Annotated in this window: 7 protein-coding genes; all 7 read left to right on the top strand. The window is 69.9% G+C overall.

The window, feature by feature from the left end; genetic code table 11:
- Positions 1-7 precede the first annotated feature (7 nt).
- The 7 genes from M3U25_RS09580 (at position 8) to M3U25_RS09550 (ending at position 15,498) form a co-directional block, all read left to right on the top strand.
- The gene (locus M3U25_RS09580) at positions 8-2,707 is read left to right on the top strand and encodes a glycoside hydrolase family 2 protein (RefSeq protein WP_355497935.1); all 2,700 of its coding nucleotides are present in this window, start codon (positions 8-10) and stop codon (positions 2,705-2,707) included.
- An 11-nt stretch (positions 2,708-2,718) separates the two neighbouring features.
- Positions 2,719-5,394, top strand: coding sequence for a glycoside hydrolase family 3 C-terminal domain-containing protein (locus tag M3U25_RS09575; RefSeq protein WP_355497938.1), 2,676 nt, complete (start codon positions 2,719-2,721; stop codon positions 5,392-5,394).
- A 636-nt stretch (positions 5,395-6,030) separates the two neighbouring features.
- Entirely contained in the window at positions 6,031-9,003 is a 2,973-nt protein-coding gene (locus M3U25_RS09570) for a TonB-dependent receptor (protein ID WP_355497941.1), read from the top strand.
- 859 nt (positions 9,004-9,862) lie between these two features.
- The gene (locus M3U25_RS09565; RefSeq protein ID WP_355497944.1) at positions 9,863-11,782 is read left to right on the top strand and encodes a beta-galactosidase; all 1,920 of its coding nucleotides are present in this window, start codon (positions 9,863-9,865) and stop codon (positions 11,780-11,782) included.
- A complete protein-coding gene (locus M3U25_RS09560; protein ID WP_355497947.1) occupies positions 11,779-13,149 on the top strand; it encodes an APC family permease in 1,371 nt (456 codons plus the stop codon). The genes M3U25_RS09565 and M3U25_RS09560 overlap by 4 nt, the downstream gene beginning before the upstream one ends.
- Entirely contained in the window at positions 13,146-14,081 is a 936-nt protein-coding gene (locus M3U25_RS09555; protein WP_355497950.1) for a carbohydrate kinase family protein, read from the top strand. The genes M3U25_RS09560 and M3U25_RS09555 overlap by 4 nt, the downstream gene beginning before the upstream one ends.
- Positions 14,056-15,498: a 6-phospho-beta-glucosidase gene (locus M3U25_RS09550; protein WP_355497953.1), complete on the top strand. Its 1,443-nt coding sequence runs from the start codon at positions 14,056-14,058 to the stop codon at positions 15,496-15,498. Before M3U25_RS09555 ends, M3U25_RS09550 begins: the two co-directional genes overlap by 26 nt.
- Positions 15,499-15,621 lie beyond the last annotated feature (123 nt).

The following is a 15,621-nucleotide window of genomic DNA, read 5'->3' as shown; positions in this document are numbered from 1 at the left end:
CCCTCGCATGACCCAGCCGCCCCGCCGCTCCCGTTCCGCGTCGCGCACGCGCCTTCCCGCCCGCCTCGGGCTGCTGCTGGCGCTGGTGTTGCCGGCGCTGGGGCAGGCGGCGGCGCCGACGACGCTGTCGCTGCAGCAGGGCTGGCAGGTGCGGCTGGCGCCGGGCGATGCCAACGCCAAGGCGCATCCGAAGGCGGCGCAATGGCTGCCGGCGCAGGTGCCGGGCACGGTGCAGACCGACCTGATCGCCGCCGGGGTCGTGCCCAATCCGTTCTATCGCGACAACGAAGCGCAGATCCAGTGGGCCGGGCTGAGCGACTGGCAGTACCAGACCCGGTTCCAGGTCGACGCGGCCCTGCTGGCGCGCCCGCACCTGGAGTTGGTGTTCGACGGCCTGGACACCTTCGCCGAGGTCTATCTCAACGGCAGGAAGCTGCTCGCCGCCGACAATATGTTCCGGCAGTGGCGGGTCGACGCCAAACCGTTGCTCAAGCGCGGCGACAACGTGCTGGAAGTGCGCATCGCCTCGCCGATCAAGAAGATCCAGCCGTGGCTGTCCAAGCAGCCGTATGCGCTGCCCGGCGCCTACGACTCGGCATTCGGCGACGAGCCGGTGGCGCGGCACAGCTCCACCTACGTGCGCAAGGCCCCGTACAACTTCGGCTGGGACTGGGGCCCGCGCATCGTCACCGCCGGCATCTGGCAGGGCGTGCGCCTGGAGGCCTGGGACGACCTGCGCGTGGATGGCCTGCGCATCACCCAGCAGCGCGTGGACGCCGACGCGGCGCAGTTGCTGGCGCAACTGCAGGTGCAGGCCGGCCGCAGCGGCGAGGTGCAGCTTGACCTGGACGTGCTCGGCCCCGACGGCCAGCGCGTCGGCCAGTTCAGCCAGCGCGCGGTGCTCGACCCGGGCGCCAACACGCTGACCGTGCCGGTGCGCATCGCCAAGCCGCAGCGCTGGTTCCCGGCCGGCTACGGCCGCCAGGACCTGTACACGTTCAAGGCGCACCTGCGCGATGCCGCCGGCGAGCGCCTGGACGTGCAGCGCGTCACCGGCCTGCGCAGCGTCGAACTGCGCCGCGAGAAGGACCAGTGGGGCAAGAGCTTCGCCCTGGTGGTCAACGGCATCCCGGTGTTCGCCAAGGGCGCCAACCTGATTCCGTTCGACAGCTTCCCCACCCGCGTCGACGCCGCGCGCATGCGCGGCTTCCTGCAGTCCGCACGCGACGCCAACATGAACATGCTGCGCATGTGGGGCGGCGGCCACTACCAGCCGGACAGCTTCTACGAGGACGCCGACCGCCTGGGCATCATGATCTGGCAGGACTTCATGTTCGGCGGCGCGATCCCGCCCTACGACGTCGCCTTCCGCGAGAACACCCGCGCCGAGGCCGAAGAGCAGGTGCGGCGCCTCGGCGACCACCCCAGCATCGTGATCTGGTGCGGCAACAACGAAGTGCAGACCGGCTGGGAGAACTGGGGCGACCGCATCAAGTTCAAGCAGTCGATCGACCCGGAAGAGCGCGAGCGCATCGTCCGCGGCATGACCACGCTGTTCGGCACGGTGCTGCGCGAGGCGGTACAGAAGTACGACAGCGACACCCCGTACTGGGCGACCTCGCCGGGCACCGACTTCGACGGCGCCGCGGACCAGCCCGACGACGGCGACATGCATTACTGGAAGGTCTGGGGCGGCCCGGCATTGCCGGTCACCGAGTACCTCAACGTGACCCCGCGCTTCATGTCCGAGTATGGCCTGCAGTCGTTCCCGGAACTGCGCACCATCCGCGCCTTCGCCGAACCCGGCGACCTGCAGCCCGAATCGCCGGTGATGCGCGCGCACCAGAAGTTCGACAAGGGCAACGGCAACCAGCGCCTGCTGCTGTACATCCGTCGTGCGTTCGGCGAGCCCAAGGACTTCGCCAGCTTCGTCTATTTGAGCCAGATCATGCAGGCCGAGGGCATCACCCTGGCCGCCGAGCACCTGCGCGCGTCGCGGCCGCAGGCGATGGGCTCGCTGTACTGGCAGCTCAACGACGTGTGGCCCGGCGCCTCGTGGTCGAGCCTGGACTACTTCGGCCGCTGGAAGGCGCTGCAGTACCACGCGCGCCGCTTCTACGCGCCGGAACTGATCGCCGCACTGCGCGACGACAAGGGCCAGACTACCGTGTCGCTGGTCTCCGACCGCACCACGCCGCTGGCCGCGCGCTGGCGCATGCGGGTGATGGACCTGTCCGGCAAGGTGCTGAGCAAGACCGAGAAGCCGGTGACCCTGGCGCCGCTGTCCAGCGTGCGCGTGGGCAGCTTCAGCGATGCGCAGTTGCTGCGCCGCGCCGATCCGCGCCGCAGCGTGGCGGTGTTCGAACTGCTCGACGGCGAGCGCGTGCTGTCGCGCACCCTGGTGTACTTCGACGCGGCCAAGCACCTGCAGTGGCCTCAGGCCGATATCCGCAGCGACCTGCGCGCCGATGGCGACGGCTACGCGCTGACCCTGAGCAGCGCCACGCTCGCGGCGCAGGTGTGGCTGAGCGTCGGCGACCTCGACGTGACCCTGTCCGACAACGCCTTCGACCTGCTGCCGGGCGAGCCGCTGACCGTGCGCGTGCGCAGCAGCGCGACGCTGGAGCAGGTGCGCGCGGCGCTGCAGGTGCGCGACCTGGGCAGCACCCTGGCGGGTGCCCCGGCCGAACCGGCGGAGGCGAAGTGATGGGCGGGGAGATGCTCCGCGGATCGGCCGGCGTGCGGTCGCGGCTGAAGCCGCTCCTACAGCCGCTGGCACAGGCGCTGTGTGCGATCGGCCTGCTCGCCGCCCCGTTCGCCCACGCCGACGAGGCCGAGGACCGCGCCGCCGCGCTGGTGGCGAAGATGACCCGCGCCGAGAAGATCGCGCAGGCGATGAACGCTGCACCGGCGATTCCACGCCTGGGCGTACCCGCCTACGAGTGGTGGAGCGAGGGCCTGCACGGCATCGCCCGCAATGGCGAGGCCACGGTGTTCCCGCAGGCGATCGGCCTGGCCGCGACCTGGAACCCCGAACTGCTGCACGACGTCGGCACCGTCACCTCCACCGAGGCGCGGGCCAAGTTCAACCTCGCCGGCGGGCCCGGCAAGGACCATCCGCGCTACGCCGGGCTGACCATCTGGTCGCCCAACATCAACATCTTCCGCGACCCGCGTTGGGGTCGCGGCATGGAGACCTACGGCGAGGACCCCTACCTCACCGGACGGCTGGCGGTCGGCTTCATCCGCGGCCTGCAGGGCGACGATCCGGCGCACCCGCGCACCATCGCCACGCCGAAGCACCTGGCCGTGCACAGCGGGCCGGAACCGGGCCGCCACGGTTTCGACGTGGACGTGTCGCCGCACGATTTCGAGGCCACCTACTCGCCGGCGTTCCGCGCCGCCATCGTCGACGGCCAGGCCGGCTCGGTGATGTGCGCGTACAACGCGCTGCACGGCACGCCCGCCTGCGCCGCCGACTGGCTGCTCGATGGCCGCGTGCGTGGCGACTGGGGCTTCAAGGGCTTCGTCGTGTCCGATTGCGACGCGATCGACGACATGACCCAGTTCCACTACTACCGCCCCGACAATGCCGGCTCGTCCGCCGCGGCACTCAAGGCCGGGCATGACCTGAACTGCGGCTACGCCTATCGCGACCTCGGCCTCGCCTTCGACCGCGGCGAGGCCGACGAGGCGCTGCTCGACCGCTCGCTGGTGCGCCTGTTCGCCGCGCGCTACCGGCTCGGCGAGCTGCAGCCGCCGCGCCGCGATGCGTATGCGCGGCTGGGCGCCAGGGACATCGACAGCGCCGCGCACCGCGCCCTGGCGCTGCAGGCCGCGCAGCAATCGCTGGTACTGCTGAAGAACGCGAATGCCACCCTGCCGCTGCGCCCGGGCCTGCGCCTGGCCGTGCTCGGCCCCAACGCCGACGCGCTGGCCGCGCTGGAAGCCAACTACCAGGGCACCTCGGTGCAGCCGGTGACGCCGCTGCAAGGGCTGCGCACGCGTTTCGGCACCGCCCAGGTCGCCTATGCGCAGGGCGCGCCGCTGGCCGCGGGCGTGCCCGGCATGATCCCCGAGACCGCGCTGCGCAGCGACGGCCAGCCTGGGCTGCGGGGCGAATACTTCGACAACCTGGACCTGGCCGGGACGCCGCGCGTGCAGCGCCAGGACCGCGTGGTCGGCTTCAACTGGGACCACGTGGCCCCGGCCAAGGGTGTGGACAAGGACCGCTACTCGGTGCGCTGGAGCGGCGAACTGCTGCCGCCGGGCCCCGGCGACTACACCCTGGCGGTGCGGGTGGCGCGCTGCTTCGACTGCGCCGGCCACGACCCGGTGCGCCTGTACGTCGACGACCAGTTGGTGATCGCCGGCAACGCCGAGGACAAGCACCTGCCGGCCGGCATGCACAACGCCGACGGCCGCAACGTCGAGACCGTGCTGCATTTCGACGACGCGCGGCCGCGCCGCATCCGCCTGGAGCTGGAACACCGCGGCCAGGACCAGGGCCTGCGCCTGGAGTGGCTGGCGCCGCCGGCGCTGCAACTGGCCGAGGCCAAACGCGCGGTGGCGCAGGCCGACGCGGTGGTGGCCTTCGTCGGCCTGTCGCCGGACGTGGAAGGCGAGGAACTGCGCATCGACGTGCCCGGCTTCGACGGCGGCGACCGCAACGACCTGGCCCTGCCGGCGGCGCAGCAGGCCTTGCTGGAACGGGCCAAGGCCAGCGGCAAGCCGCTGGTCGTGGTGCTGATGAGCGGCAGCGCGGTGGCGTTGAGCTGGGCCAAGCAGCACGCCGACGCGATCATCGCCGCGTGGTATCCGGGCCAGTCCGGCGGCACCGCCATCGCCCAGGCGCTGGCCGGCGACATCAATCCCGGCGGCCGCCTGCCGGTGACCTTCTACCGCTCGACCAAGGACCTGCCGCCCTACGTCAGCTACGACATGAAGGGCCGCACCTACCGCTACTTCAAGGGCGAGCCGCTGTTCCCGTTCGGCTACGGCCTCAGCTACACCCAGTTCGCCTACGACACGCCGCAACTGTCGACCGCGACGCTGCAGGCCGGCCAGCCGCTGCAGGTGAGCACCACCGTGCGCAACACCGGCGCGCGCGCCGGCGACGAGGTGGTGCAGGTGTACCTGCAATACCCGCCGCGCGCGCAGTCGCCACTGCGCAGCCTGGTCGGCTTCCAGCGGGTGCACCTGCAGCCGGGCGAGGCGCGCACGCTGACCTTCGCGCTGGATGCGCGCCAGCTCAGCGACGTCGACCGCAGCGGCCAGCGCGCGGTCGAGGCCGGCGACTACCGCCTGTTCGTCGGCGGCGGCCAGCCCGGGACCGGCGCCCCCGGCGAGGACGCCGCCTTCTCGATCAACGGGCGCATGGCCCTGCCGAAGTGAGCCATTGGGCCGCCTGGCCCCATGTCTACGAAATGCGCCAGCGCATGCGGCGGTGCAGCGTAACTGCCCGGCCGCGTTCGCGCCGCCGGGCCGACCGACCGCGGTGCGCGGCGCCGGATGAATTTATTTTTCACACCCTATTGACAGTCTTCCGAGACGGAGGTATCGATAACACGTCGGTGCCACGCGCCGACGATGCCAGACGCGCCGAACGCCGCAGCAACTGCGGCGTTTTCCAGGGCAGTTCCAGGGGTGATGTGCCATGTCATGCAGTCGTCGCAGCCAGGATCGATGCCTCGCCGGAGTTCCGGCGCCCTGCCTGTCGTCCGCGCACCACGCGGGCACGCACGGGGGCCGCTGCGCATGACCCGCCGCTACAAGCTGAGCGCGCTGCGTTCGCGCTCCAAGTGCATCGCCGGCTACTCGCCGCCACGCCACTGATCGCCGTCTAACGGTCCGCCCAGCCGGCAGACGCCACGCGTCGGTCGCCGTCCGCTCGTCTTGTCCTGTTCGCACGCCGCCCGGCGTGCGGTCCGAGCGTGCGCGCCTTCCGTCCACCGTGTCTGCCTCCCAGGAACGCAGCGGCGCGTCGCCTTCGGCGCGTGCCCGCACCGATCACGATCAGCGAGGTGTCACGTGGCAACCCATCCGTATTGCAAGCGCAAGGCGCTGTGCGCCGCCATTCTGGCCATCACCGGCCTTGCCGCCACCGCACCGGCGCTGGCCGGCACCGTGCAGGGCGAACTCAAGGAGCGCAGCAGCGGCAAGCCCGCCGCGCACGCCAAGGTCGCCATCGCCGGCACCGCGCTCAGCGCCATCACCGACGCGCAGGGCCGCTTCGTCATCGCCGACGTGCCGGCCGGGCAGTACGCACTGCAACTGGACTATCCCGGTTTCAGCGCCCCGGAAACCACCGTGCAGGTCGCCGACAGCGGCGCCGCCACGGTGTCGATCGCGCTGGACGAGGCCAAGCAGTTGCAGACCATCAGCGTGGCGGCCAACCGCTATGACGCCAGCACGCTGAAGATGAACTCCTCGAACACGGTGGACGTGCTGTCGGCCAACGACCTCGAGCACACCGCCGTGCGCAACGTCGCCGAGGCGCTGGGTTTGATCGCCGGCATCAACATCACCTACAGCGGCTCGGGCTACTTCGGCGGCGTCGACGGCGCCGCGCGCGGCGAAGGCATGTTCGCCTCGGTGCGCGGCCTGCCCTCCGAGTACAACGTCAACCTGATCGACGGCGTCACCGTCGCCCAGGGCATGCCGTACAGCCGCAGCGTGCAGCTGAGCCTGCTGCCGCCCTCGGGCCTGCAGACCATCGTCGCCAACAAGACCTCCACCGCCGACATGGACGGCGACGCCATCGGCGGCACCCTGGATTTCCGCACGCCCACTGCCTACGACTACAAGGACGCCACCAGCGGCAGCGTCACCGTCAGCGGCCGCGTCGAGAGCCGCGCGCGCGACTACGGCGGCGACGGCCTCGGCGGCGGCCTGGCCGGCGAGTTCCAGCACAAGTTCGGCGACGAGCAGCAGTTCGGCTTCTACGCCAGCGCCTACTACGACTACCGCACCTCGACCAACAGCGAGGTGGCCGCGGCCACCAGCGCGCTCAATGACGGCTCCTGGAAATTCCTGCATGCCAATGCCGACGGCAGCAACGCGGCCGGCTATGCGCCACAGGACAACCTGACCAGCACCGGCATGAACGTCGGCGTGGTCGCCGGCTGGGAGCGCCGCTACGGCGGCAACGCCGCCTTCGACTGGAACGTGGACGACACCCTGTCGGTGTACGCGCGCGCCACCTACGCCTACGCCAAGACCGACCAGGGCACCACCTTCGTGCAGTTGCTGCCGCAGGACGTCAGCTTCGTGCCGAGCGCCACGCCGGGCGTGTATTCGCCCAACATCAACCGCATCGCCGCGCGCTTCTGGTACGAGACCAACCCGGAAATCGCCGACCTGGCCACCTTCCAGGTGGGCGCGCGCAAGACCGCCGGCAACTGGACGCTGTCGCCGAACCTGTTCTACAGCTTCGGCGACAACGACCGCCCCGACCATATCGAGATCGACGGGCGCGAGGACAAGTTCAGCCAGGCCAACTTCGCCTACTCCGGCAGCAGCCTGATGCAATACGGCAGCGGCGCCTTCCCCTACCCGCAGCTGACCCCGGCGCTGCTGGCCCAGGTCAACAACATTCCGTCGCTGTACGCCAGCAGCTACGGCGAATCGACCAAGATCTACTCCGGGCAGAAGAAAGGCGGCGCCAAGTTCGATGCGCGCTACGACTTCGCCGACGGCGCGCTGACCACGCTGCAGTTCGGCGTGAAGTACAGCAAGAGCAGCCGCCACTACAGCAACCGCGACTGGTGGACCGGCCCGGTGCCCGACACCAGCACCCTGGGCGACCTGGGCATCTTCAACGGCGGCTACGCGGCGATCTTCCCCGGCAAGTACCACTGGGCCACGCCGCGGGTCAGCGAAGGCGCGGTGGCGCAGGTCATCGCCGACCACCTCACCGACGACGACCTGGACACCTGCGGCAGCGCGTTCTACGTCAACAACTACAACTGCAACACGATGCGCGGCACCGAAGCGGTCAGCGCCGCCTACGCGATGGCGACCTTCTCCTTCGGCAGCCTGGAAGTGGTGCCGGGCGTGCGCTTCGAGCACACCAGCATCCACAACACCTTCTGGACCACGCCCACCGACAGCGACGGCAACCAGCAGGTCGGCTACTTCGCCGCCAACAGCACGCACTACGACCAGCCGCTGCCGAGCGTGTTCCTGACCTGGCGCCCGGACAGCGCCACCACCTACCGCGCCGCGCTGTGGACCAGCTATACGCGGCCGGCGTTCGTGCAGTTGGGCGGCGGTACCCAGATCAACATCTCCAACGGCATCACCACCATCACCCAGGGCAATCCGGACCTGAAGGCGATCACCTCGACCAACCTGGATCTGTCCGGCGAGTGGGCGACCGATCATGGCGGATTCTTCTCGGTGGCCGGCTTCTACAAGCGCCTGCACCACTACATCTACGATGCCGGTTCCGGCCAGGCCAATTCGGGCACCAGCGGCAGCGGCACGGTGTTCTACCAGATGCCGACCAACGGCGGCGACGGCCGCGTCTATGGCGTGGAAGTCAGCGCGCGGCAGCGCTTCCAGGATCTGCCGGCGCCGTTCGACGGGCTGGGCGTCAGCGCCAATGCCACGCGCCAGCATGCGCACGCGGATCTGGGCATGGTCGGCTTCGAAGACGAGCAGATGCAATCGGCGCCGAATGCGATGGCCAATCTGGAGCTGTTCTACGAGCGCTCGAAGTTCTCGGTGAACCTGAGCTATCACTTCAGCAGTTCGTATCTGCTGAACTACGACTTCCTGCACCAGAACGCGCCGTGGGACGATCTGTGGGCGCGGCCGACGCGGCGGGTGGATCTGCATGCGGGCTATCGGTTCGACAATGGGGTGAATGTGGATCTGTCGATCTCCAATCTCACCAAGGAATACAGTTACTGGGGACACGTGGGCCGGCACAATCTGGCGGTGTCGGACATCGTCGATGCCGGCATGATGACGCTGTTGACCGTCAAGTACGCGTTCTAGGCCGCGGCGGCGTGCGCACTGGAATGCCATTACGGAGAGGTGCCACGCGCTCTGCGGGAGGGACTTCGGCCCCGGCGGGCCTTATCGACTCCGCATGGACCACGCTTTTTGTGGGAGGGACTTCAGTCCCGACGGGCGTTACCGGCGCGGCCTGGCTCAGGCTGCATCGGGAGCCCACTCAAGCAGCGCGCGCCCCGCTTGTCGTAGGAGCGGCTTCAGCCGCGACAGGCTCCACCGACAAAGCCTGGACTATGGCTCTTGCGGGAGGGACTTCAGTCCCGACGGGCTTTCCCGATGCTGCCAGATTGCATCGGCAGCCTCGAGCAAAGCGCGCCTCGGCTGTTGTAGGAGCGGCTTCAGCCGCGACAGGCCTTACCGACTTCGACTGCACCACGCTTTTTGTGGGAGGGACTTCAGTCCCGACGGGCTTTCCCGGTACTGCTTGGGCAGACAAGCAAAAGCAAAAGCTTTCGCCTGACGGCGAGTCACTTTTCTTTGCTTGTGCAAAGAAAAGTAACCAAAAGAAGCCGCTTTACAGCAGCCGAATGGCTGATCAAGCACACCCCGCCTTCGCGCCCGCTGCGCGGGTCCGCTCCGCTAGCGGGATTTTCGGACGGGGCTTGTCTGCTTCGCAGCCAAGTCCGGGGCAGTCGCCTCGCGGCGCCTGCCCGCCTGCCGGGGCTAAGCAGTGCTTCGCCTTTTCCCGGCGAGCCCTGCCCCGGCCGAAAACGGCGCACATCCTTGTGCGCCGCCCCCCTGCGGGGGGTTTTGCCCGCCAGCTCCGCCGCTGCGGAGGGAACCCGGGAAAAGCAAAAGCTGAAGAACAACAGCAACAGCAATGCTCCGGCTGGAGCCCACAATGAAGCGCCGCGCGTTCTGCCGATTCGGTTTGCTGGCGCCATTGGGCTTGGCCGCGATGCCGGTGTTGCGCGCAGCTGCACCAAGGCTAGCTCCCATCCCTGATGGCAAACCACACACCTTCGGTTTCGCACAGGGCCGCTTCACGCTGGACGGGCAGCCGTGGCAGATCCGCAGTGGAGAACTGCATCCGCTACGGATCGCGAAGGCGGATTGGTTGCATCGCATCCGCATGGCCAAAGCGATGGGGCTGAATACCATCGCGCTGTACCTGATGTGGAACACGCTGGAAACGGCGCCCGGGCAGTTCGATCTGGACAGCGGCGAGCGCGATTTCGTCGGGTTCATCCGGCTGTGCCAGCAGGAGGGGCTGTGGGTGTATCTGCGCCCAGGGCCGTACGTGTGCGCGGAGTGGACGCTGGGCGGGTTGCCGCCGTATCTGCTGCGCGAGGCGAACATCCGTCTGCGCGATCGCCACGATGCGCGGTACATGGCGGCGGTGGAACGCTACATCGGGGCGATCGCGCCGCGCATCGCGCCGTTGATGGCCAGTGCCGGCGGGCCGGTGCTGATGCTGCAGATCGAGAACGAGTACTCGATGCACGGCAGCGACGTCGGCTATCTGCAGGCGCTGGCCGCGCTGTGGCGGGCGCATGGGGTCGACGGACCGTTCTCGCTGGCCGAAGGGCTCAAGGATCTACGGCGGCGCCAGGCGATGCTGCCCGGCGCCGCGCTGGGGCTCGATGGTCCCGATCTGCACGATCTGCAGGCGGCCACGGCCTTCGCCGGGCAGGCGCCGGTGTGGGTGTCCGAGGGCTACCCGGGCTGGCTCACGCACTGGGGCGAGCCGCAGTTCGCGCGCCGCGACTACGCGCCGCTGCTGCGCCGCATCGCCGCCGCCGGCTATTCGTTCAATCTGTACGTGGTGCACGGCGGCACCAACTTCGGCCTCAGTGCCGGGGCCAATGCCGAGGACGACGGCTCGCAGTTCCAGCCGGCGCTGACCAGCTACGACTACGGCGCGCCGATCGACGAGGCCGGCCGCGCCACACCCGCCTATTTCGCGCTGCGCAAGATCATCGCCGCGCGGGCCGATATGCCCGCGCCACCGGTGCCCGCCGCACCGCACCGCGCACACTTCGATGCGGTGCAGGCCAATCCCGTGGCCGCGCTGTGGGACAACCTCGGCCCCGCGCTGCAGACCGACACCCCGATCGACAACCAGCGCCTGCTCGGCCAGGACCAGGGCCTGGTGCTGTATCGGCGGCGAATCGGCGTGGGCCAGGCGCTGCATCTGGGGCAGGTCCACGACTACGCGGTGGTGCATCTGGACGGCCGCGAACTGGACCACGTGTCGCGGATGCGGCATCCGCGCGTGCATAGCGCGCTGCAACTGCGTTTGCCGGATGCAGAGCGGGACACGCGCGATCTGGAGGTGCTGGTCGACAGCTTCGGCCACATCAACTTCGGCCCGGCGTTGGGCGATCGCAAGGGGCTGCTCGGTCCGGTGCGGCTCGATGGGCAGGACCTGCACGGCTGGGAGGTGCGCGGGCTGGCGCTGGACGCGGACCCGACGCCGTCGCTGCGCCCGCTGCAGACATCACCGCAACGCCCGGGCCTGTTCTTCGCCACCACGTTCACCCTGGACCAGCCCGGCGACGTGCACCTGGACATGCGCGACTGGCGCAAGGGCTATCTGTGGGTCAACGGGCGCCTGCTCGGGCGCTATTGGGACATCGGCCCGCAGCAATGCCTGTATTGCCCGGGCGCCTGGCTGCGCGCCGGCGCCAACCAGGTGCTGATCCTGGATCTGCATCGCCTGCAGCCGGGCCTGCTGCGCTGCGCCGACGGCCTGGTACCCGCGCCTGCCACGCAAGCCTTCGCTCCCCTTCCCTCCCCGCAGGATCGCGCATGCACATGACGTCGCTCGCCGCCCCCGTCGCGTCCTCCGCCGCAGACCAGGGCGCGCCGCCGCGCACGCTCGGGTTCTGGAGCGCGCTGTCGGCCAACCTGCTCAACATGATCGGGATCGGCCCGTTCATCACCATCCCGCTGGCACTGTCGGCGCTGGCCGGGCCGGCGGTGCTGCTGGGCTGGGTGGTCGGCGCGCTGCTGTGCCTGTGCGATGGCCTGGTGTGGGCCGAACTGGGCTCGGCGATCCCGCGCTCGGGCGGGCCCTACCACTACCTGCGCGAAGCCTACGGCCGCGACCGCGCCGGGCGCCTGTTCGGCTTCCTGTACCTGTGGCAGACGCTGCTGACCGCACCGCTGTCGGTGGCCGCGGCGGCAGTCGGCTGCGCGCAGTACCTGGCCTACCTGATGCCGGGGCTGAGCCACACCGCGCTCACCGGCATCGCCATGGCGCTGTGCCTGTTCAACACCGCGCTGCTATATCGACAGGTGCGCTTGGTGCAGGTGCTGTCGCTGCTGGTCAGCGCGGTGGTGATCGCCGCCTGCGTGTGGATCGTGCTCAGCGGCGCGCTGCATTTCGACATGGCGCTGGCGCGCGAGTTCCTGCAGGCGCGGCCGGCCTCGCCGCACGGCTTCTGGCTGGGCTTCGGTGCGGTGGCGCTGATCGCGGTGTACGACTACGGCGGCTACAACAACGTGTGCATGCTCGGCGGCGAGATCCGCAAGCCGCGCCGCACGATTCCGCGCGCGGTGCTGTGGTCGATCCCGATCGTGGCGGTGCTGTACCTGGGCCTGAACGTGACCCTGCTCGGCGTGCTGCCGTGGCAGCAGGCCGCGCAGTCAAAAGCGGTGGTCGCCGACTTCATGCAGGCCATCTATGGCCCGGTGGGCAGCACCGTCGCGGTGGTGCTGATCGTGCTCGCCAGTTGGGGCTCGGCGCTGGTGGTGCTGCTGGGCTATTCGCGGGTGCCGTATGCCGCGGCCGCGTCCGGCCAGTTCTTCGGCGTGTTCGCGCGGCTGCATCCGCGCGGGCGTTTTCCCACCGTGTCGCTGCTGTTCGTCGGCATCACCTCGGCGCTGGCCTGTCCGCTGTCGCTGGACGACCTGATCGCCACGCTGATGATCATCCAGATCCTGTTCCAGTTCCTGGCGCAATGCCTGGCGGTGGTGCTGCTGCGGCGGCAGCCGCGGCGCCGTGCGCGCTTCGCCATGCCGCTGTATCCGTGGCCGCTGCTGATCAGCGTCGGCGGCTGGCTGGCGCTGCTGGCCACCAGCCCGCTGCCACGGCTGCTGGCGGCGGTACTGGCGCTGTGCGCGGGCACCGCGCTCTATCTCATCCAGGCCAAACGCGAGGCAGCATGGCCCTTCCAGCAATGAAAACCCATGACGTCGCGGTGGTCGGCGAGGTCTACCTCGACCACATCTTCAGCGGCTTCAGCGCCTGGCCCGGGCCGGGCGAGGAAGCGATGGCGCGGCACTACCACCGCGATCTCGGCGGCGGCACCGTCAACACCGCCTGCGGGTTGGCGCGGCTGGGGCGCAAGGTCACGCTGATCGGCGCGATCGGCGCTGGCGACCGCGCCTGGTTCGCGCAGCGCCTGGGCGCCTTCGGCGTCGGCACCGAGGGCCTGGTCGATCATCCCGCTGGCACCGGCGTCACCGCCAGCGTGTCGCTGCGCGAGGACCGTTCGTTCTTCACCTATCCCGGCGCCAACGCCGCGCTGGAGCCGCTGCTGGGCAGCGCGACCGCGCTGGAGGCGATGTGCGCCGCACGCCACGTGCACTTCGCGCTGCCGCTGCCGGCGACGCTGGCGCGCACGTTGCTGCCGGCGTTGCGCGCGGCCGGCTGCAGTACCTCGCTGGACGTCGGCTTCAACCCGGCCTGGCTGGCCGATCCGGACAACCACGCCACCTGCCGCGCGGTCGATCACTTCCTGCCCAACCAGAAGGAAGCGGCCCTGGCCGGCTGCGCCGGCGACGATGCCGCGTCCTGCGCCGCCTGGGCGCAGACGCTGGGCCTGGCGCAGGTGACGATCAAGCTCGGCGGCGCCGGCGCCTGCGTGGTGGATGCCACCGGCGCGCGGCGGGTCGCCGCGCCCACGGTCGCCGTGCAGGACACCACCGGCGCCGGCGACGCCTTCGATGCCGGCTTCATCGACGCGCTGCTGGACCACGCCTCCCTCGATGCCTGCGCGCAGCGCGGCTGCCTGTGCGGCGCCGCCTGCTGCACCGCGCTCGGCGCGCTCGACGGCCTTCCCGATCCCCCACGTCTCAGGAGTCTCCATGAGCAGTTCCTCTCCCAACCGTAAACTCGCCCTGATCGGCGGTGGCGGCGTGCGCGCGCCGCTGGTGGTGTACGGCGTCAACGATGCCGCCGAAGCGCTCGGCGCGCGCGAGATCGTGCTCTACGATCCGGACCAGGATCGGCTGGCGCTGATGGTCGCGCTGGGCCGCGCGGTGGTCGCCGAGTTCGGCGGCGAGCTGCAGGTCAACGCGGCCAGTTCGGCGGAAGCGGCGATCGACGGCGCGCACTTCGTGCTCAACAGCATCCGCATCGGCGGCATCCATCAGCGCGCCACCGACGAGCACACCATCATCCGCCACGGCTACGCCGGGCAGGAGACCACCGGCCCCGGCGGCGTCGCCAAGGCGCTGCGCACGGTGCCAGTGGCGATCGAGCAGGCGCGGATGGTGGAGCGGCTCAGCCCCGACGCCTGGCTGGTCAGCTTCACCAACCCGGCCGGGCTGATCACCCAGGCCATCAGCCGCCACACCCGCGCGCGCGTGGTCGGCATCTGCGACACGCCGGTGGAGCTGTTCCACAACATCGCCCGCGCGCTCGGCGAGCCGCCCGCGGACGTGGACTGCGAGTACGTCGGCCTCAACCACCTGGGCTGGATCCGCGCGGTGCGCGTGCGCGGCGAGGACGTGCTCGACCGCATCCTGGCCGACGATGCGATCCTGCGCCAGCTCTACCTGGCGCCGTTGTTCGACTTCGACATGCTGCGCACGCTGCGGCTGATCCCCACCGAGTACCTGTACTTCTACTACGAGCGCAGTCGCGCCCTGGAGAACCAGCGCGCCAGCGGCGCCAGCCGCGGCAGCGAGATCGAACAGCTCAACCACACTCTGATCGCCAACCTGCGCAGCCGCCTCAACGCCGGCGACGGCAGCGGCGCGGTGCAGACCTACGCCGCCTACCTGCAGCAGCGCTCCGGCTCGTACATGCGGCTGGAGGCCGAGGCCGGCTCGGCCTTCGCCGACGACCTCGCGCCGCAGCCGGATCCGTTCCGCGCCAGCACCGGCTACCACCGCATCGCCGTGGACGTGATGAGCGCGCTGACCGGCGCGCTGCCGGGGCGGCACGTGGTCAACGTGCGCAACCAGGGCTGCATGCCGGAACTGGCCGACGACGACATCGTCGAGATCTCCTCCACCATCGAGCGTGACCGCATCACCCCGCTGCCGGCACGGCCGATGCCCGAGGCGATCCAGGGCCTGGTGCGCACGGTCAAGGCCTACGAACACGCCGCCATCGACGCCGCGCTCAGCGGCAGCCACCTGGAGGCCTGCAAGGCGATGCTGATCCACCCGGCCATCGGCGAGTGGAGCCCATCGCGGCGGCTGCTGGAGGCCTTGTTCGGCCATGCCGGAAACGGCGACGACGACGGCGACTGCGTATGCTCGGGACCGATGCACTGGCATGGCGCGCACCACCACCACTGAGCCGGCAGCGTGTGCGGTCGCAGGATGCATCGAACGGCCACACGTTGTAAGGTCGTCGCAAATTGGTCCGTTATAGGTACCATCAACCTGCCCTCCCGGCCGCGGCCGGCGCCTCTTGGTGCC

Origin of the sequence: Xanthomonas sp. PPL134 (assembly GCF_040595915.1) — a bacterium.
Classification (GTDB): Bacteria; Pseudomonadota; Gammaproteobacteria; order Xanthomonadales; family Xanthomonadaceae; genus Xanthomonas_A; species Xanthomonas_A indica.
The sequence above is the reverse complement of the archived record's forward strand: the minus strand, read 5'-3'. Positions and strand labels throughout refer to the sequence as shown.

Coding starts and splice junctions, on each gene's coding strand:
- M3U25_RS09550 (WP_355497953.1), top strand. CDS start 14,056: ATGAGCAGTTCCTCTCCCAACCGTAAACTCGCCCTGATCGGCGGTGGC.
- M3U25_RS09575 (WP_355497938.1), top strand. CDS start 2,719: ATGCTCCGCGGATCGGCCGGCGTGCGGTCGCGGCTGAAGCCGCTCCTA.
- M3U25_RS09555 (WP_355497950.1), top strand. CDS start 13,146: ATGAAAACCCATGACGTCGCGGTGGTCGGCGAGGTCTACCTCGACCAC.
- M3U25_RS09560 (WP_355497947.1), top strand. CDS start 11,779: ATGACGTCGCTCGCCGCCCCCGTCGCGTCCTCCGCCGCAGACCAGGGC.
- M3U25_RS09580 (WP_355497935.1), top strand. CDS start 8: ATGACCCAGCCGCCCCGCCGCTCCCGTTCCGCGTCGCGCACGCGCCTT.
- M3U25_RS09565 (WP_355497944.1), top strand. CDS start 9,863: ATGAAGCGCCGCGCGTTCTGCCGATTCGGTTTGCTGGCGCCATTGGGC.